Annotated in this window: 19 protein-coding genes; 14 read left to right on the plus strand and 5 right to left on the minus strand. The window is 45.5% G+C overall.

What is annotated here, in order from left to right:
• Positions 1–7 precede the first annotated feature (7 nt).
• Genes ITG10_RS22485 through ITG10_RS22500 form a run of 4 tightly spaced genes read left to right on the plus strand, consistent with a single transcriptional unit; the run spans position 8 to position 3478 of the window.
• On the plus strand, positions 8–943 hold the full coding sequence (locus ITG10_RS22485; protein ID WP_017632421.1) for a zinc ABC transporter substrate-binding protein: 936 nt from the start codon (positions 8–10) through the stop codon (positions 941–943).
• Positions 943–1677: a metal ABC transporter ATP-binding protein gene (locus ITG10_RS22490; RefSeq protein WP_017632420.1), complete on the plus strand. Its 735-nt coding sequence runs from the start codon at positions 943–945 to the stop codon at positions 1675–1677. Before ITG10_RS22485 ends, ITG10_RS22490 begins: the two co-directional genes overlap by 1 nt.
• Positions 1677–2552 carry a metal ABC transporter permease gene (locus ITG10_RS22495; protein ID WP_017632419.1) on the plus strand — a complete coding sequence of 292 codons (876 nt, stop codon included), beginning with the start codon at positions 1677–1679 and terminating at the stop codon, positions 2550–2552. The genes ITG10_RS22490 and ITG10_RS22495 overlap by 1 nt, the downstream gene beginning before the upstream one ends.
• A gap of 2 nt (positions 2553–2554) precedes the next feature.
• On the plus strand, positions 2555–3478 hold the full coding sequence (locus ITG10_RS22500) for an ABC transporter substrate-binding protein (RefSeq protein ID WP_017632418.1): 924 nt from the start codon (positions 2555–2557) through the stop codon (positions 3476–3478).
• Positions 3479–3591: 113 nt separating this feature from the next.
• Here the strand turns inward: ITG10_RS22500 and ITG10_RS22505 are convergent, their stop codons facing one another.
• Positions 3592–3801, minus strand: coding sequence for a DUF2986 domain-containing protein (locus ITG10_RS22505; RefSeq protein ID WP_248386901.1), 210 nt, complete (start codon positions 3799–3801; stop codon positions 3592–3594).
• A gap of 97 nt (positions 3802–3898) precedes the next feature.
• Between ITG10_RS22505 and ITG10_RS22510 the strand changes: the two genes are divergently transcribed.
• Positions 3899–4414 (plus strand): GNAT family N-acetyltransferase, encoded by a 516-nt coding sequence (locus tag ITG10_RS22510; protein WP_017632416.1) that lies wholly within the window; start codon positions 3899–3901, stop codon positions 4412–4414.
• 3 nt (positions 4415–4417) lie between these two features.
• Positions 4418–4813, plus strand: a complete 396-nt coding sequence (locus ITG10_RS22515; protein WP_017632415.1) for a nitrous oxide-stimulated promoter family protein — start codon at positions 4418–4420, stop codon at positions 4811–4813.
• Between the two features lie 110 nt (positions 4814–4923).
• Here the strand turns inward: ITG10_RS22515 and ITG10_RS22520 are convergent, their stop codons facing one another.
• A complete protein-coding gene (locus ITG10_RS22520; protein ID WP_017632414.1) occupies positions 4924–6321 on the minus strand; it encodes an MATE family efflux transporter in 1398 nt (465 codons plus the stop codon).
• Positions 6322–6371: 50 nt separating this feature from the next.
• Between ITG10_RS22520 and ITG10_RS22525 the strand changes: the two genes are divergently transcribed.
• From ITG10_RS22525 to ITG10_RS22535, 3 genes are all read left to right on the plus strand, one after another.
• Entirely contained in the window at positions 6372–7265 is an 894-nt protein-coding gene (locus ITG10_RS22525; RefSeq protein ID WP_017632413.1) for an AraC family transcriptional regulator, read from the plus strand.
• Positions 7266–7495: 230 nt separating this feature from the next.
• Positions 7496–7840: a winged helix-turn-helix domain-containing protein gene (locus ITG10_RS22530; RefSeq protein ID WP_017632412.1), complete on the plus strand. Its 345-nt coding sequence runs from the start codon at positions 7496–7498 to the stop codon at positions 7838–7840.
• Positions 7841–7994: 154 nt separating this feature from the next.
• A complete protein-coding gene (locus ITG10_RS22535; RefSeq protein ID WP_017632411.1) occupies positions 7995–8336 on the plus strand; it encodes a helix-turn-helix domain-containing protein in 342 nt (113 codons plus the stop codon).
• A gap of 107 nt (positions 8337–8443) precedes the next feature.
• Here ITG10_RS22535 and ITG10_RS22540 read toward each other — a convergent pair whose 3' ends face one another.
• The gene (locus tag ITG10_RS22540) at positions 8444–9595 is read right to left on the minus strand and encodes an MFS transporter (protein ID WP_017632410.1); all 1152 of its coding nucleotides are present in this window, start codon (positions 9593–9595) and stop codon (positions 8444–8446) included.
• Between the two features lie 268 nt (positions 9596–9863).
• Positions 9864–10889 carry an AraC family transcriptional regulator gene (locus ITG10_RS22545; RefSeq protein ID WP_017632409.1) on the minus strand — a complete coding sequence of 342 codons (1026 nt, stop codon included), beginning with the start codon at positions 10887–10889 and terminating at the stop codon, positions 9864–9866.
• 389 nt (positions 10890–11278) lie between these two features.
• On the opposite strand from ITG10_RS22545, the gene ITG10_RS22550 reads away from it, so the two are divergent.
• On the plus strand, positions 11279–12886 hold the full coding sequence (locus ITG10_RS22550; protein WP_017632408.1) for a long-chain fatty acid--CoA ligase: 1608 nt from the start codon (positions 11279–11281) through the stop codon (positions 12884–12886).
• Entirely contained in the window at positions 12879–14546 is a 1668-nt protein-coding gene (locus tag ITG10_RS22555; protein WP_017632407.1) for a choline dehydrogenase, read from the plus strand. The genes ITG10_RS22550 and ITG10_RS22555 overlap by 8 nt, the downstream gene beginning before the upstream one ends.
• 108 nt (positions 14547–14654) lie before the next feature.
• On the opposite strand, the gene trxC is transcribed toward ITG10_RS22555, so the two are convergent.
• Positions 14655–15089: a thioredoxin TrxC gene (gene trxC, locus ITG10_RS22560; protein ID WP_017632406.1), complete on the minus strand. Its 435-nt coding sequence runs from the start codon at positions 15087–15089 to the stop codon at positions 14655–14657.
• Positions 15090–15211: 122 nt separating this feature from the next.
• On the opposite strand from trxC, the gene ITG10_RS22565 reads away from it, so the two are divergent.
• The 3 genes from ITG10_RS22565 (at position 15212) to ITG10_RS22575 (ending at position 18138) form a co-directional block, all read left to right on the plus strand.
• Positions 15212–16309, plus strand: coding sequence for a ketoacyl-ACP synthase III (locus ITG10_RS22565; RefSeq protein WP_017632405.1), 1098 nt, complete (start codon positions 15212–15214; stop codon positions 16307–16309).
• Positions 16310–16341: 32 nt separating this feature from the next.
• Positions 16342–16806, plus strand: coding sequence for a GNAT family N-acetyltransferase (locus tag ITG10_RS22570; RefSeq protein ID WP_017632404.1), 465 nt, complete (start codon positions 16342–16344; stop codon positions 16804–16806).
• A 99-nt stretch (positions 16807–16905) separates the two neighbouring features.
• Positions 16906–18138, plus strand: coding sequence for a glycosyltransferase (locus ITG10_RS22575; protein WP_017632403.1), 1233 nt, complete (start codon positions 16906–16908; stop codon positions 18136–18138).
• Positions 18139–18213: the final 75 nt, after the last annotated feature.

Below are 18213 nucleotides of genomic sequence, written 5' to 3' on the forward strand. Positions count from 1 at the left end.
AATTACTATGCGAATTATGACTCTGTTCATGTCGTTATTAGCGGTGTTTATGGCACCCAATGCATTGGCAAAAGAATATAATATCGACAGCAACAAGCTGACGATTGGTATCACGCTTCAGCCTTACTACAGCTACGTGAAAGCCGTGGTAGGTGACAAAGTGAACATTCTTCCTTTGGTTGACGCAGGTTTCAACCCACATAACTACTTGCCACAGCCCAATGATTTAAAGCGATTGAGCCAAATGGATGCAATCGTAGTAAACGGTATTGGTCACGACGACTTCGCGCTTAAAGTGATTTCAGCCGCGCAACGTGATGACTTAGTCGTGATCGAAGCAAATAAAGAAGTGCCTCTACTTCCTGCTCTTGGTCAGTCTGTTGGTCAAGGTGCTGTTAATCCACATACCTTTGTGGGGCTTTCGACAACGATTCAAAAGGTTTACACCATCGCCAGTGAAGTGTCTAAGCTCGACCCAGACAACGCTGCGTTTTATCGTAAGAACGCACGTAAGTACGCTAAGCAATTCCGCTTTATGAAGCGTGATGCGATGTTGTCCTTAGGTGAGTTAGATACCTCAGGCATGAAGGTTGCGACTACACACAACGCTTATGGTTACATTCTTCAAGAGTTTGGTGTGGATGTCGCTGCAGTAATCGAGCCGGCACACGGTGTTGAACCAAGTGCTAGCCAGCTGCAAGAGACGATCGAGAAGATCCGCGCATCAGGCATTGATGTTCTGTTCTACGAGCTAAACATGCCAAACCGTTTTGTTGACACTATTGAAGCGGAAACAGGCGTTCAGCTTTACCGTTTCTCTCACATGACGCACGGCGAATACGAAGACGATAAAGTCGAAGTTGAGATGAAGAAGAACCTAGAAACATTAATTGAAGCCATGAAGTTTGCGGCGGCGAACCAAGCTAAAAGCGGGAACGCATAATGTTAGGTCCATCAATCTCAATTAATAAACTCGGCCTGCAATACGATAATAACGTGATTCTGGATGATATATCGCTCGAACTTAAAGCGGGCGAATGTCACGTGATCATGGGGCCAAACGGCGGTGGTAAAACTTCTTTGCTGCGCTCTGTACTTGGTCTTACGCCTTTCTCTGGTCAAATCAATATCCACTGGCCAGAAAAGCCGAGTATTGGTTACGTACCGCAAAAAGCGACCTTCGAGTCGAGCTTGCCTTTGACGGTAATGGACTTCGTACTGCTTAACCAAACACGAATCCCATTGTTTTGGCGTCGTAAATCTAGACAACTGGATCTTGCACTCGCACAGTTAGATCGTGTTGGTATGGCGACACGTAGCGACCGCCGTATGGGGCAGTTATCGGGTGGTGAGCAGCAACGCGTGCTATTTGCTCAAGCGCTATTAGATAACCCAAGTCTACTGGTGTTGGATGAACCAACCACGGGTATGGACGAGCAGGGTGTTCGTTACCTTGAATCTCTGATTCGTGAATGTGTTCATGAAGGCCGTACGATTCTTGCGGTACACCACGATGTCACGGCAGTGCGTCGACTTGAAGCGAACGTACATGTTGTGAATCGATTCTTGGTTGATAGTGGCCCACACGAAGAAGTCTTACACCCAAGTAAAATCGAGAGCCTATTCCAGCACTACAGCAGTGGCTCAGCCATGACCAAATCGAAGGAGGTTGCGTAATGGATTGGTTACGACAACTTGCCATTAGTGGTGTGGAAGCGGGCTGGTTATCAGACAGTTTCATGTATGCCTTCATGGTCAATGCTTTGGTTGCAGCGTTACTACTTGGCCCTCTGTTAGGTGGGCTTGGTACCTTGGTGATTGCCAAGCGTTTAGCTTTCTTCTCTGAGGCAGTTGGTCATGCAGCGTTAACCGGTATCGCTATTGGCGTTTTGCTTGGTGAGCCGCCAGAAAACCCAATCATTGGCCTGTTTAGTTTCTGTATGATCTTCGCTCTGCTTCTTCATTTTGTAAGAAATAGAACTAACGTACCATACGATACCTTAGTCGGTGTGTTTCTAGCATTAGCTCTAGCGGCCGGAGCGGCGTTGCTGATGTACGTTGCTCGTAAGATCAATATCCACATGCTTGAAAACGTACTGTTTGGCTCGATTCTTACGGTAACAGACCAAGACTTAGCGATTCTCGCAGGTAGCTGCGCGATCATCATCTTGCTATTGATACCGACGTTCAACCGCATTCTTCTGACTTGTATCAGCCCTGATATAGCGAAGGTACGTGGTTACAACACCAGCTTTTACGATTACTTGTTTGTCATGATGATCACCTTAGTGACAATTGCAGCCGTAAAGATCGTAGGTGCGGTTTTAGTTGGCGCGTTATTGCTGATTCCAGGTGCGACAGCTCGATTGCTGACTAAACGTATGGGAAGCTTTGTACTGCTTTCGGCATTACTCGCAACCATTGCGTGCTTGGTAGGCACAGTGCTCCCTATGGAGCTCAAACTGCCAGTGCCATCGGGCGCGTCAATCATCATCGTTTCTGCAACGTTTTTCCTAGCAGCAACGCTATACCGAATTGTAAGAAAGGCGTAATCATGACTTATTTAATGAATCGTATCGCTAGCTCAGTAAAAGCAACGGCTCAATTGAGTGTGCTTGGTAGTGTGTTAATGGCTGGTTCTGTGATGTCACTGAACGTGAATGCTGAAGACATTCTAACCAGTACACCAGTGACTTATGCATTGGCGACAGAGCTAACCAAAGGCACAGACATTACAACCGAATACTTGCCACCCAAGCGTTACGGTATTGACCGTTTGCCGAATTGGTTCGGTACCAAGGGCGCAAGTAAAGTGCTTCAATCGGGCGAAAAGGCGACCGTTGCGGTAACACTGTCATCGATCTGGCAAGCGGATCCTACCTTTGTATACGCAAGACAAGGCAATATCCGTTTGGTTGAGGTTGATGCCGCTCAAGCGATTACACCGCGAGCGCAGGGTGTTGCAGCACTTACATTGTCGAATGGTGATGTGTCTAAATACGCGTGGTTAAACCCTACCAACTTAACGCGTATGGCGGCGATTGTGGCTGACGACTTTAAGTTGTTGTGGCCTGCGCAAGCTGAAACGATTGATAGCAACTTACAACGTGTGATGTTGGATGTTCGTGAACTGATTAACAAGCAGCAGGCGGTATTGCTAGATAATGACGTAGATTCAGTATTGTTGCTTTCAGAAAGCTTGGAAGATTTCGCCTCTGGCAGCCAACTGTTTGTCGAAGAGCGTATGTTCAAAGCCGAACTGGAATGGACAGACGAAGACAAAGCCAAGCTAAAAGCGATGTTTTCGGAAGACGATGCTCTATGGTTAGTTACAGCGAAAAAGCCAAGCAACTTGATTAAATCATTGGTACCGAATGAGCGTATCTTGGTTGTGGATTCTGTTGATCGCTGGGGTAGAGCAGGAATCAACACCAAAGCGCCGTTTGCCCGTTGGGAAGTACAGCCCTTCAAAGGCTAATCAGCGCGATTAAAATGGTAGGATCAAAAAAGCAGCCAAATAGAGGCTGCTTTTTTTGTTCTTGTCCGTTGACTCAATTCGGAGAGTTGGACAAGAGGACTGCGAGATTAAGCTTATTCTACAGTTTTTGTCTTTTCAGCTTCGACAGCTGCTTCTACTGAACTTTCAGCTTGCTCTTGAGCTGCTTTCGCTTGTTCTTCAGCTTCCATTTTTGCGCGGTCAGCTTTAGAAATGTAGCGAGGCTTGTTGCTACTATGCAGTTTAGAATTCGCCTGTTTCTGCTTCTTTTTTAGAATTTGATTGATTTTTTTCTTACGGTTCATTGCTGCATAGCCTTGTATTTAGTTTAGGCGGTGGAGGATAATCATTTTAGCTCTAGAACTCAATATTTACATGGTATTCAGCAAGGAAAATATCACTATGCAGGCAGTCGAGACCGAACGTTTACGATTAAGAATGATCACACCTGAAGATGCGGCGTTTATTCAACGATTATACAGCTCAGAAGATTTCCTGCGTTACATTGGTGATAAGGAAATCAGCGACACTGAAAAGGCTGTCGAGTACATCGAAAACAACATTCTTAAGATGCACGAAGAGAAAGGTGTCTGCTTGTTGATGGTTGAAATCAAGGATGCTTCAACGCCAATTGGTATCTGCGGACTAATAAAAAGAGACACCTTGGAGTCGCATGATATTGGTTACGGGTTTATTCCTGAGTTTTATGGTCAAGGCTTTGCCCAAGAAGCAGCAGAGGCGATAATTGAACAAGCTAAACAGAATGCTGACATCGATCATTTAGTTGCCATCACAACCTCTGATAACATTCGAAGTATCGCACTACTGACTAAGTTAGGCTTTGTGTTCGAGCGAGTTGAAGATGTGATAAGCGAAAGCGTTAATCTCAACTTGTACGGTTTCTCATTAGGTAATTAAAATATGTTCCAACATAACAATATTCTACAAGGCGAGCTGGCAACGGAGTACAAAACCGTTATTGCGATGGTGCACATCTATTGCAAAGACCACCACGGTGAAGTTTGTCAGAATAACGCGTTATGTGAGGAGTGTGATCAACTGCTGCGTTATGCCGAAACACGGCTGGATCGATGCCCTTATGGCGCAGCAAAACCGACCTGTAATAAGTGTCCGACTCATTGCTATAAACCAGACCCGAAAGAGCAAATGCGTTTAGTAATGCGCTATGCCGGGCCAAGAATGCTACTTAAGCATCCGATATTAGCGATCAGGCATTTGATTCATGAGAAGCGAAAAGTGCCTGAAAAGCCGCTGCCGAACGTATCTAATCGTCATATCCGAATGAACAAGAAGTAAGTGGCGCTTTAAAGTTGTTGCTGAAGAAACGAAAAAGGTCTGATTTCTCAGACCTTTTTTGATGTAGATACGTTTTATCTAAGCTTGAATTATAGTCAGGTAAATGTAACTTACGCCGCTTGTGGTTCTTCGTAGGTCACCGTTAGGTTGTTGATCCAGCGTCGGCTCAAGTAACGGTGTGAACAGATGGCCAGTTTCACCACTTCTTCGACTAACATCAGACCATAGATGTATTTGAAGTCCCACCCAGCGACAAACGCGCCGTAAACACATACTGGAATGCCCACCATCCACATCGCGATGAAATCCATACGAAGGCAGAAAGCGTTATCACCACCAGCACGAATGATACCGTTAATGATCACCATGTTGAGCATACGAATCACAACCGCAAAGCACATGATCATCATCGCTGGAGAAGCAAGCGGGTATAAAGCGTCTGTGGTCAGGTTTAGCCATGATAGAACATGCTCTTTACCCATAAACAATAGCAAGCCTACAACCGCACCAAAACCAACCACGGCTTTAATGAACGTCAGACCCATACTCATAGCGTCATCAAACTCATCTCGACCTAATGAATGGCCAAGCAACACTGAACACGCAACCGAGATACCAAAGAATATCGAGTAACACAGCGACTCAAAAGGCGCGAGCATTGAGAATACCGCGAGCTCCGTTGTGCCCATATGACCAAAGATCATTTGGTATGCCATGGTACCCATTGCCCATAAAACGGCATTCATGGTTAATGGCAGCGCAATACGACGGTAAGATAACCAAAGCGACGGACGATGCGGTGAACTCGGTGTCGTTAACAGCCAGTGGTTACGCATACGCATGTAGCCATACATCAAACCCACTTGAATCAAGCGAGCTAAAGTTGTCGCCAATGCCGCACCCGCAACGCCCATCGCTGGAATACCGAAGGCACCTTTGATGAGCACGAAGTTAAGTGCGATGTTGAGGGCAATCGTCACCGCACCAAGCAATAGTGGTGTTACGGTGTCACCTGATGAGCGCATGCTTGCTTCTACCACGACCACGATGTGAGTCAGCAGCAGTACAGGGAATCCATACCAAAGGTAAGTCGCGCCAAGTTCAATCACGGTTTGATCGCTGGTTTGCAACATCATCAAAAACTGAGAACCAAGAGTGATGATTGCAGTCACAGGTAGCAGAACTTTTAAGCCAAATACCATCGCGATGGATGACACTGTACGTGCGCTTTTACGGTCGTTCTTTCCCCAATATTGAGCGACTAATGTTCCGTTTGCTGAGGCCAACCCTGCCATAATCATAATAGCAACGAAGTGCCATTTTGATGCAATTCCCACAGCGGCAGCTGCTTCCATGCCGAAGTCACTGACCATTAACACGTCAGCAAGGGCGAGAATAGCAACCAGCGCGCTTTGCAAAGCAACAGGCAAACCAAGTTTAACGATACGAGGTAAGATGCTCTCTGGCTTGTTATTCATAGATGAGTTAGGGTTGATGTTAGTTGTCATAAGCTCTCCGATTTATGGCAGAACTATAGTGATTTGAGCGAAGTAACAACATGTTTAAAAAACAACAAAACCTGTGCGAATCCGTCATTGATACCATGAAGCCTAAATCAACGTGGCAAGATGATGTTTTTCTCGCGGAACAATGTAAAGAACGTTTTTTGACCGTTGAAGATATCCCGGAAATGAAAAGCTGTGGTGTCTACATGGGGGGTATGGCAAAGCTGCATGACGCGTATTGGGTTGAGCGTGAATCAGTGGATGTTCATACGTTGATTTTTACACAAGAAGGGGGCGGAATCCTTACCACCGCAACTTCAGTGCAAGCGATTACACCATACACGCTGGTGGTTCTTCCTGCTGGAAGCCCATTTCGCTTTGAACTCGATTCTCAATACAACTATTGGAAAATGGCGTGGATGCTGACGCCAGATACCCCGCAGTGGCAACATATCGCGAGCTTAGGTCAGAGCATTGTCCCTTTCGGCGAGTGCGAACAAATCTGGTCACTAATGAACTTGGTTCACTTTGAAATTGGGGGCAGGGCCAGTTATCGAAAGCTACTGATGAGTGAAATCATTCGCACGTTAACAGGGTTTGAGCCTAAATCGACCAGCACCACGGCACGTGTTCAGGCGTTATACAACGAAATCGAGAGCAGTCTGCATTTAGCGTGGACAGTGGCAGGGATGGCCGAGCGTGTATTTATCAGTGAAGAGCAGTTAAATCGAGTCACGAAGTCGCTGTTTAATGTTTCTCCGCGCAGCAAATTGATTCAGCTGAGAATGGATAAAGCGACCAGTTTATTAAAGCAGCAAGATTGGTCGGTGTCGATGATAGCCAATCGTCTGGGCTATAAAGACCCATATAACTTCTCACATCGGTTTAAGAAGCATTTTGGTTTATCACCGAGTCAATATCGTAAAAGTCACCGCCTGACACGCTAACTTATTGATCTGAAAATCAAAGTAAAAGGTCGGTAGAAATGTGTCTGATATTCGGACGAAATCTAACTCAAAAGCTAATATAAAACAGTGTTCATTTACGATGTCCGATAACTGAAGAATGCAGTAGATTTACTGTATTGTTAACGATCGGGGTTATGTACTTTTCTCTTACTTTTATGGTCATGCCTAGGCAAATCGGTATGACTGATTCATAAAATAAGAGGTAAGTGATGCCACAAGACATAACGGACATGCCGGACTTTAGTTCTGAACGGATAATCGTTCTTAACAGCAGAGAAGTGAATACTAAAACGAAATTGGTCCGAAAGGAAGACAACGGGTCAATCGTCGGGACATTATCTGAACCACACCGTAAGGTACTTTTCTATCTTTACCAGAACAAAGGCGTGGTCATCAGCAAGAATATTCTCAAGCGTGTAGGGTGGCCTGGTAAGTCTGTAACATCCGCTTCCGTGCTTGTTGCCATCTATGAAATTCGCAGAATGATGGACTGTAAATGCATCTATACCATACCGAATGAAGGCTATTTATTAGAGCCCAGACCCTGCTGTTGATATTCTGTTCATATTCTTATAATAAAAATTTAATCTCTTTACCGTATACGCTGCTTTCATTATCTTCGATTTTAAGCGTCCATTTATAAGTGACGTTATTAAACACATCTCTTAATAAAGTTGTGTCGTTGGTTGCTCTATTAGGGAATATTATATGAATACGGACTCTTCCCCTGTAATTGAAGGTAAACGTGTAGAACAAAACGAGGTATTGGAGGTAAACGGAAAGGTTATTGAGCTGAACACAAAGCTCATACGCAATCTAGAAAATGGTTATATCGTTGGAACGATGCCATTAGCTTACAGAAAAATGATTCTCTCTATGAATCGTCATCGTGGACAACTATTCAGTGTCCGCCAGCTAAAAAATATCGGTTGGGAAGGTGAGAAGGTCACCAACTCTTCGGTGATTGTCGCTATTTCAGAGATACGCTCAATTCTTGGTGATGGATTGATCTTAACGATCACGGGCGAAGGCTATGTGTTTCAACCATAGTGTGAACCACTAAGTATCGCGTATAAAAAAGGGCGCTTCCTTCAGACTTATCGTCTTTGGTGAAGAGCCCCTCAGTGTATCGTTCAATCTTACGAGATTAGAATCGATTACTCGCCAGCGATTTGCAGTGGAGAGCGTTTTAGGCTTGCGATCAGCATGTAGATCGTTGTCGCTAGCAGAGACGCGAACAGGTAAGTGAATAATCCTGCTTGAGAATCCATGAAACTGTCTGCCACAATTGGCCCCGCAACTGAACCGATGCTGTAGCAAAGCAGCATGATTTGAGTCACTGACACCAAGTAGCTTGGATCTAAGTTACGGCAGCCCAAGTTAATTGCAATTGGGTAAAGTGCGAACGTCGCCATGCCTAGCACGAACAGGCTCATGCCTAGTACGTAGAAGTCATGATTGATCGTTAGTACGCCAATGCTTGCAACACCGAGTAGGCAGAACAAAGCCATCAACAACACTTGTCCTACATGGTGAGATAACCAAGTCACCATCGGCTGCACAGCCATGCCACCCATGATCACTAAAGCCATCAAACCACCAATGTCTTCATGCGCAATGTTACGTTGAGCAAGCTCTACAGGCATTAAACCGTAAATCGCACCCAGTGTAAGTCCAGACACGATGCAGCCAATTAAAGCGCTGTGGCTCAATTTGCTGACCTGTTTTAGAGACAAAGACTGAGCATCGTGAATCTGTGGTGGTGTCGCTTGTCCGTACATCAACACAATGATCGCACCAAATAGCAGAGTGAACATCGCAATAAAAGGTACGCCACCAGTGATACCTAGATAACCAATACCTAGCTGACCAACCGCAGAACCGCCGTACAAAGAACACATGTAAATCGCTAGGCGTTTAGCACGTTGTGATTCGTCACCGCTCATAAGCCATGACTCAACGATTACAAATATGCCTGCTACCGCAACACCAGCAACAAAACGAGCCAATAGCCATACTGCTTGATGTGGGATCAATGGCAACACAAGGATCGTTGCAATGAATACGCTCAGTGCCACTACGAATGCGTCTTTATGACCAATACGAGCAATAGCGCGCTCGATCAATAACGTACCCGCTAGAAGACCTGCATAAAAGGCACTCGCCAACCAACTCGATAGATTACTGTCTAGGCCATATTCAGACAGCATTAATGGCAAAGAGCTCATTAAGTAGCCTGAAGCGATCGCGTAGAAAGACAGTGCAATAACTGGAACGGTTATGCGAGTTGTTGGTTGGATGTTGTCCAATGCAGGAGCCTCCGATAGTGAAAGAAACGATGAATTTTCCGCGACTATGGGGGAGAAACTGAATTGGGTAAAACGAATAAAAATGGTCGTTAAGATAAAAGAAATTTATCGACTAACGAAACTAAAATACCGTTGCGATATTTGGTGATATAACGAGATTTTATCTGGTCAAAAAGCCGTTAAACCTTTGTTCATCGGCCATTTAATAGAGGAGGAGATCGCATATTAATTACTGTGACTAGAATTTAATTAAATGCGTTATTTTCTGTTAGACAGCTTCTTTACGGTATTGACGTGGCGAGCTTCCGCTCCATTTGCGAAAGGCATGACGAAAGTTCGCGCTATCAGAAAATCCCACACGTTCAGAGATCTCCTCAATGCTCATTTTGGTGGATGATAGATAGTGTCGGGAAAGATGAAAGCGAACGTGGTCGAGTATCTTCTGATAGCTGGTATCGGCAGCTTTAAGGTGTCTGCGCAGTGTGCGAGAAGACATCCCCAATTCTGAAGAGATAGATTCTATCGATGGGTAACTTCCTGGCCTCTCAAGCAGCATTTGAGAGACTTTCTCTTTAAGGCTGGTGGCCGCACTGACTTTTGCCAACATGTCATCACATGATTTAAGACACATCTGCAGCGTGATGGTATTGGCTGTAGGAAGAGGCGAGTACAAGCTGGTTGCATCAAACTGCCATTCGAGGCGATCACTATTAAATTCAACTGGGCAAAGGAAAATCTCTGTATAGAGGTCACCGTATTCTGGTTTCGGATAAGGGAAACGGATCACTTGGGATGGAAAGGGCTGTTGAAGGACTTCTTCACACAGGCTTTGAATCGCCGCGAACCAATACTCGCAACAAAATGGCAGCAGAGAGTCCAAGTCGATCAGCTGTTCCGCTCTAAAGTATCCAACGTTATCTTCTACCGACATGGTTTTTCTCAACACCGGGCCGGCAAGTTGGAGATATTTAAATCCAATCAGCAAAGCATCTAACAGCGTTTCGCTACTGAATACCGCATAACCCAAAACACCAAAGTCGCTAAACCGAGCTTGTTGGCCAACTCTTAACCCTAAACCGTCTTCATCAGTATTCGCCAGTGCATTACTAAACACCGCCAACTTTTGCGCCAAGGTAATGTGCGTGTCTGGCGTGTTGAGCTGAAGATCATCAATGTTACTGCCTTCCAACAACGCTTCGATATTAAGCGCGGGTGACATATAGCGATGCAGTAGTTGAAGATCAAGAATACCGAATGCTTGCATATCGGGTTCGTAGACTGCGGTGTATTCCATAGAGTGCCTCTTATTGAATATCGTCATCTTAACCGAATTTTTAACATTTACGCCTGTTGCTTGTTCTCACTTTCCTAAGCTTGTTCAAACTTTTGCTTGATGTGTGCAAGGTTTTACAAGGTCTGATTGAGCTGTGTCCGAATATCACCGGTTTTTGTCTTTTTGAAACCTGTTCGATATGTTATCAAAATGTTGTAATTTGATGGATTGCACATTGGAGCGTCGCAAACATTTTGCTCAATACCTACTGTTTTGCTTAATAAACACTTTTACCTACATGACACACCAATGTGCAGGCTCTGATAGCAACAAAGACAACACTTATTACAACGATTAAAACGTCTAAGGCTAATGTGACCGCTAGGTCTAGCCAAATAAGGAGATCATGGATGCACAATCTTGCTGTTAACTTGGAACGTAGCGCTTCACTGTTTCCAACTAAAGCCGCTCTGCGTATGGGCTCGGATGAAGTCAGTTTCGCTCAGTTGGAACAACTTGTTGGGAAGGTAGCCGCCAATCTAGAACGACTTGGGTTAAAGAAGGGCGATAAGGTCGCGCTGTCGTGTCCCAATGTGACTTATTTCCCCATTGCTTATTACGGCATTCTAAAAGCTGGCTGTGTCGTAGTGCCTTTAAACGTGTTGTTTAAGGCCAGAGAGATCGCGTATCACCTCAATGACTCTGACGCGAAAGCTTATTTATGCTTTGAGGGCAGTGAAGAGTTACCTATTGGGCGCTATGGATTGCAAGGTTTTGCACAGGCCGATAACTGCGAACATTTCGTGTCTATGCCAATACCAAACGGCGCAACATCCACACTCTCAGAAGCACATAAGCAGCTTGAATCGATTACCGACTGGATGGCACAACCTTTGGTTTCTTTTGAGTCCGTGGCTTGCCATGGTGATGATACGGCGGTGATCCTATATACCTCGGGTACCACAGGTCAGCCAAAAGGCGCTGAGCTTTCTCACACCAACATGCAGACCAATGCGATGTCGTCACAGTATTTAATGAGATTGGAGTACAGCGACACGACAATGGCCACGCTTCCTCTGTTCCACAGTTTCGGCCAAACCGTCATGATGAACGCGAGTGTCTTAACGGGTTCGACCATGGTGTTGATTCCGCGTTTTGAACCGTCGCTGGTGATCGAGCAGATCATTAGCCACAAAGTCAGCGTGTTTGCGGGTGTTCCCACTATGTATATCGCGTTACTAAAGGCGGGAGAAGAGTCTCCTGACACTTCAGAAAAAACAAGCAAACGGTCTGAACAGGTTAAACATAGCCTAAGGCTTGGGGTGTCTGGTGGTGCTTCCATGCCACTTGAGGTCATTCGTCAGTTTGAATCGCGCTTTGAATTACCGGTATTGGAAGGATACGGGCTATCTGAAACGGCGCCCGTTGCGACCTTTAATCATATTGATGGTGATCGACTGTCGGGCAGTGTTGGTCAGCCGCTGTGTGGTCACCTTATTAAGATTGCTGATGTACAAGGCAACTCCGTCGCAATGGGAGAATTGGGCGAAGTGTGCATTAAGAGCCCAAGTGTTATGAAAGGTTACTATCAACGACCTGAAGCCACGGCAGAAGCGATCAGAGATGGCTGGTTTTTAACAGGCGATATCGGACGCGTTGATGAACACGGTAACTTGTTCATTGTTGATCGTGTGAAAGACATGATCATCCGCGGTGGTTACAACGTTTATCCGCGAGAAATAGAAGAAGTATTGATGTGTCACCCTGATGTAGAAATGGTTGCGGTGGTAGGTGAGCATCATGATCACTTAGGCGAGGAGATTCACGCTCATGTGGTGCTTCACGAGCATACTCAATGTGATAGCAAAGCCTTGATGGCTTGGTGTCGTGAGCAACTCGCAGATTATAAATACCCTCGTAAGGTGTTCATTCGTAGTGCGTTACCCATGACGGCAACAGGTAAAATCTTGAAGCGAGAGTTGCACCCTCTAGAAGTCGCGGAGGCAATCAATGGATAACTATGACTTTATTATCGTTGGTGGTGGCTCCGCTGGTTGTGTGATGGCTTCTCGGCTGTCGGAAGATCCAAATACCACTGTATGTCTGTTGGAGGCTGGTGGCAAAGACACGAGCCCATTTATTCATACGCCAGTTGGTGTAGTGGCTATGATGCCGACCAAACTCAATAACTGGGCGTTCGAGACCGTTGAACAGCCAGGTTTAAATGGCCGTAAGGGCTATCAACCGAGAGGTAAGACACTCGGTGGCTCAAGCTCTATCAATGCCATGATGTACGCCCGTGGGCATCGTTATGACTACGACACATGGGAAAGCTTAGGCAATGCTGGCTGGAACTATGAGTCATGCCTACCTTACTTTAAGAAAGCTGAAAACAACGAGGTACACCAAGATGAGTACCATGGCCAAGGTGGTCCATTGAATGTGGCAAACCTTAGGTCGCCAAGCCCAATGTTGGAACGCTACTTAACTGCGTGTGAGTCGATAGGTGTTCCTCGCAATGAAGACATCAACGGTGCCGCTCAGTTTGGTGCCATGCCGACGCAGGTGACTCAGCTGAATGGTGAACGATGCAGTGCAGCCAAGGCATATTTAACACCGAATCTATCGCGTCCAAATCTCACCGTCGTGACCAAAGCAACCACACATAAGGTTTTGTTTGAAGGTCAAAAAGCGGTCGGGGTTGAATATGGCTCTAATGGCAAACGTTACCAGATTCGATGTAACAAGGAAGTCATTTTGTCTGCAGGGGCTTTTGGCTCTCCTCAGTTGCTGTTGCTATCAGGCGTCGGTTCTAAAGATGAATTGAAGGCTCATGGCATCGAACAAGTTCATGAGTTACCGGGAGTGGGTAAGAACCTACAAGATCATATCGACTTGGTTCACTCATACAAGTGCAGTGAAAAGCGCGAAACTTTTGGTATCTCGCTACAAATGGCCTCTGAAATGACCAAAGCCTTACCGCTGTGGCATAAAGAACGCCGTGGCAAGATGAGCAGTAACTTTGCAGAGGGGATCGGTTTTCTTTGCTCCGATGATCATATCGCTGTGCCGGATTTAGAGTTTGTATTTGTGGTCGCAGTAGTCGATGATCATGCAAGAAAAATTCATACCAGTCATGGATTTACCTCACATGTCACCTTATTGAGACCTAAAAGCCATGGCACCGTGACACTGAATAGCGCCGATCCCTACGATCCTCCCAAGATCGACCCTGCGTTTTTTAGCCACCCTGAAGACATGGAGATCATGATTAAAGGGTGGAAAAAGCAATATCAAATGCTAGAGAGTGAAGCGTTCGATGATATTCGTGGTAATGCTTTTTATCCTGTCGATGCTAGTGATGACAAAGCTATCGAGCAAGACATCCGTAACCGGGCGGATACTCAGTATCACCCGGTCGGGACCTGTAAAATGGGCCCTAGTAGTGATTTATTAGCCGTGGTGGATAACGATCTTAAAGTCCATGGGGTACACAACTTAAGAGTCATTGATGCGTCGGTTATGCCGACATTAGTCGGGGCCAATACCAATGCGCCAACCATAATGATTGCTGAGAAAATAGCTGATCAGATGAAAGAGCAATATAGTTTGGATAAGCAAGACAGTGTAAATAAGCAAGGCGCAAATGAGAACGCAGAACATGAAATGACGGGTTAGAAGCACAGATTAGAGATAACAGGCGGATTTACAATAGGTTAGGGAGCCTTATCCATTAAGGTTCCTTAACCTATTTTGTTTGTTGATTACTGAAAAATCGAAACAAACTTACTTAGTCAGAGCTTGATTAAGCCATTGATCAAATTGACCTTTTGGTAACGAACCGTTGATCGTGTCGACACGTTTGCCATCTTTAAACACCATCACCGTGGGGATACTTCTGATTTGGTACAATGCGGAAAGCTGTTGCTGAGCTTCAGTATCAATCTTAACGAATCGAACACCTCCCGAACGCTCTTTTGCGACGTCGCTAAACACAGGTGCAAAGCCCACACATGGGTTACACCATGTTGCCCAGAAGTCGACAACTACAGGTTGTGAACTGTTCAAGATAGATTGGAAATTCAATGACGTTCCCTCGATAGGAGCGCCATCGAGCAGTGCTGTTTTGCACTTACCACAAGTTGGGCTTTCTGAAACTTTTTCTGAAGGAACTCGGTTTACGCCATTACAAGAAGGGCATCGTGTGTTGAATGTAGACATAACTTTCTCTTTTTATTGTAACTCCGCTGCTAACGCGATTTACGAATCACGCATGGAGCGCTTATACTGTTTAAAACTAGAATACGATACTTAAATAAAAACAAACAATAAACAGGTAAATGATGACAAAATTTTACGCCGAAATTACTGGCTGGGGAAAGTGTCTGCCACCAGCCGTGCTGTCCAATGATGATCTAAGCACTTTCATTGATACGTCTGACGAGTGGATTCGAACTCGAACTGGTATCGAAAACCGTCGTATCAGTCATGTAAATACCTCTGAGCTAGCGACTGTTGCAGCAAAACATGCCATAGCGTGTGCTGGCCTAACAGCCGAAGATATCGACCTCGTGATCATCGCGACGTGCAGCCCAGACTCCCTTATTCCAAATACCGCATCTAAGGTTCAACAGAACTTAGGCATTAAGAGTGCAGCGGCTTTCGACCTTAACGCAGCGTGTACTGGCTTCATTTACGGTGTCGAAACCGCGACTCGACTGATTCAGGCGGGTAACTACCGTAATGCGATCGTTGTAGGTGCAGAACGCCTGTCATTTTTCATTGATTGGACCAAGCGTGATACCGCGGTTCTTTTCGGTGATGGCGCTGGCGCTGTGGTTCTATCTCGCACTGAAGAGCAAGTTGGCCTGCAAGAAGCCCAAATCGGTTGTGACGCGGAAGGCCGCGATATTTTAGCAGTACCAAAGTTCGGTACTTCTATGGATCGCTTTGCTGCTGACAACGGTTACTGGGACTTTGATTTCGTAGGCAAAGAGATCTTCAAACGTGCGGTTAAAGGCATGGGTGCAGCAGCACACACTGTATTGAGCCGTACTGGCATCTCAACAGATAACATCGATGTAGTGATTCCACACCAAGCAAATATCCGCATCATTCAAACTCTGTGTGATATGGCGGGCATTGAACGTGAGAAAGCGTTCGTGAACATTCAAAACTACGGCAACACGTCGGCTGCGACTGTGCCAATTGCTTTATGTGAATCGTTAGAGCAAGGCTTTGTTAAACCGAACTCAAACATCCTTGTGGCGGCATTCGGTGCCGGTTTAACTTGGGGTGCTGGTCATATTAAATGGGGTAGCCGTGTTGAACCGCTAGGTCAATCAGATGCTAAGCTTCCAGAAGCCGACAAATCTGCGTTAGAGCTTCTAGAAAGAGCCATTTTACACTGTAAAACACACCCGAATTCAGCGAGCGAATAACGCTGATGGGTACAGTAACCAAAGTACGTCTTATGACAAAAGCCGACCTTGATGGGGCTGCTTTAGTTCACCAAGCTACTTTTGTTCGACAGCAAAACTCAAAAGCTTGGTTACAATGTAACTTAAATGCCGCACCACGCTTTCTTAACTTCGTTGCTGAAAGCGAAGGTGAGGTTGTTGGCTACATTATCTGGGTTCAAAAGAGTGGGTTTAGACCTGAAGCTGTTTTGGAACTCGAGCAACTTGCCGTGTTACCGATCGCGCAGGGGCAAGGATTAGGTAAAAAGCTGATTCTAGACTCCTTTCCGCAAGTGAAGCTGAAGTTAGCAGAGCAAGGCTCGACGCTAAAACATGTATTAGTGACCACCAGAGCAGACAACTTCGCACAAAAGCTTTACCAGTCGACGTTGGGTGCAGAGGTCGAAACCACGATTTCAAATCTGTACTCTGCGGATGAAGTGCTTATGATAGCTCGCAATGTGGGTGAACGAATCTGATCGCTGAGTTCTTAGAACCCATTATAATCAGCGATGTAAATTGATTTACGTTTAATTAGGGACTTCTACAGTCCCTTTTGTTATTTCTTAGGAAGTGTTTTGAAGAAAGTTTTAGCAATTGGCTACGTTTGGCCAGAACCGAATTCATCGGCGGCTGGCAGCCATATGATGTCTCTATTACGTCTATTTAAGAGACAAGGTTGGTCTGTTGAGTTCGCAACTCCAGCTCAAGAAACCGAGCACATGATTGATCTCTCTGAAGAGGGCATCACAAGCCAATCTATTCAGCTAAATTGCGATAGCTTTGACCAGTACATCGAAGAGCTGCAACCTGATGTCGTGATGTTTGACCGTTTCATGATGGAAGAACAATTTGGCTGGCGCGTTGAGAAGGTATGCCCGAACGCGTTTAAGCTGTTGGATACTGAAGACTTGCAGTTTCTGCGTAATGCGCGCCATGAAGCCGTTAAGAAAGAGACAGAACTGACTAAAGCGCATTTGTACAGTGACCTAGCTAAACGTGAAATTGCAGCGATCCTACGCTGTGATCTTTCGTTGATCATTTCTAGCTACGAAATGGAATTGCTTCAATCTGAGTTTAATATCGATCCAAAACTGCTTCATCACTTGCCGTTCATGGTTGATCTTAATACTCTACCTGAAAGCACGAAAAGCTTTGAAGAACGTAAGCATTTCATGACGATAGGTAATTTTAGACACGCACCGAACTGGGATGCAGTGCTTCAGTTACAGAAGATTTGGCCGAAGGTTCGCAAGCAGTTACCTGACACTGAACTTCATATTTACGGATCTTACCCGCCGCCGAAAGCAACGGCTTTGCACAACCCTAAAACCGGTTTCCATATAAAAGGTTGGGCTAAAGACGCTCAAGAAGTGATGGAACAGGCGCGTGTGTGTGTCGCGCCACTGCGTTTTGGTGCGGGTATTAAAGGTAAGTTGCTCGATGCGATGAAGCTTCAAACTCCAAACGTGACCAGTGAAATTGGTAGTGAAGGCATGTTGCCGCAAGGTGATTTGCAATGGCCGGGCGCGGTTGCAGACGATATTGACGAGTTTGTTGAACAAGCTGTTGCTCTATACAAAGATGAAGAGAAGTGGCTTAAAGCACAAAGCCAATGTCATTCAATCCTAGAAGCGCACTATGAGCAGAATCAACTCGGCGACACATTGATTGAGCGATTAACTGCGTTAGAGTCAGATCTTGAATCTCATCGACTGGATAACTTCTTTGGTTCGATGCTTAAGCACCACAGCATGGCGAGCACCAAGTACATGTCGCAGTGGATAGCTGAAAAGAACAAGACTAAGTAACAGACACAATAAACTGAATCAAATCATAAGCCCTTAGGTTAACGCCTAGGGGCTTTTTCATGCAGGACGCTTATT

This window comes from Vibrio sp. ED004 (genome assembly GCF_023206395.1).
Lineage (GTDB): Bacteria > Pseudomonadota > Gammaproteobacteria > Enterobacterales > Vibrionaceae > Vibrio.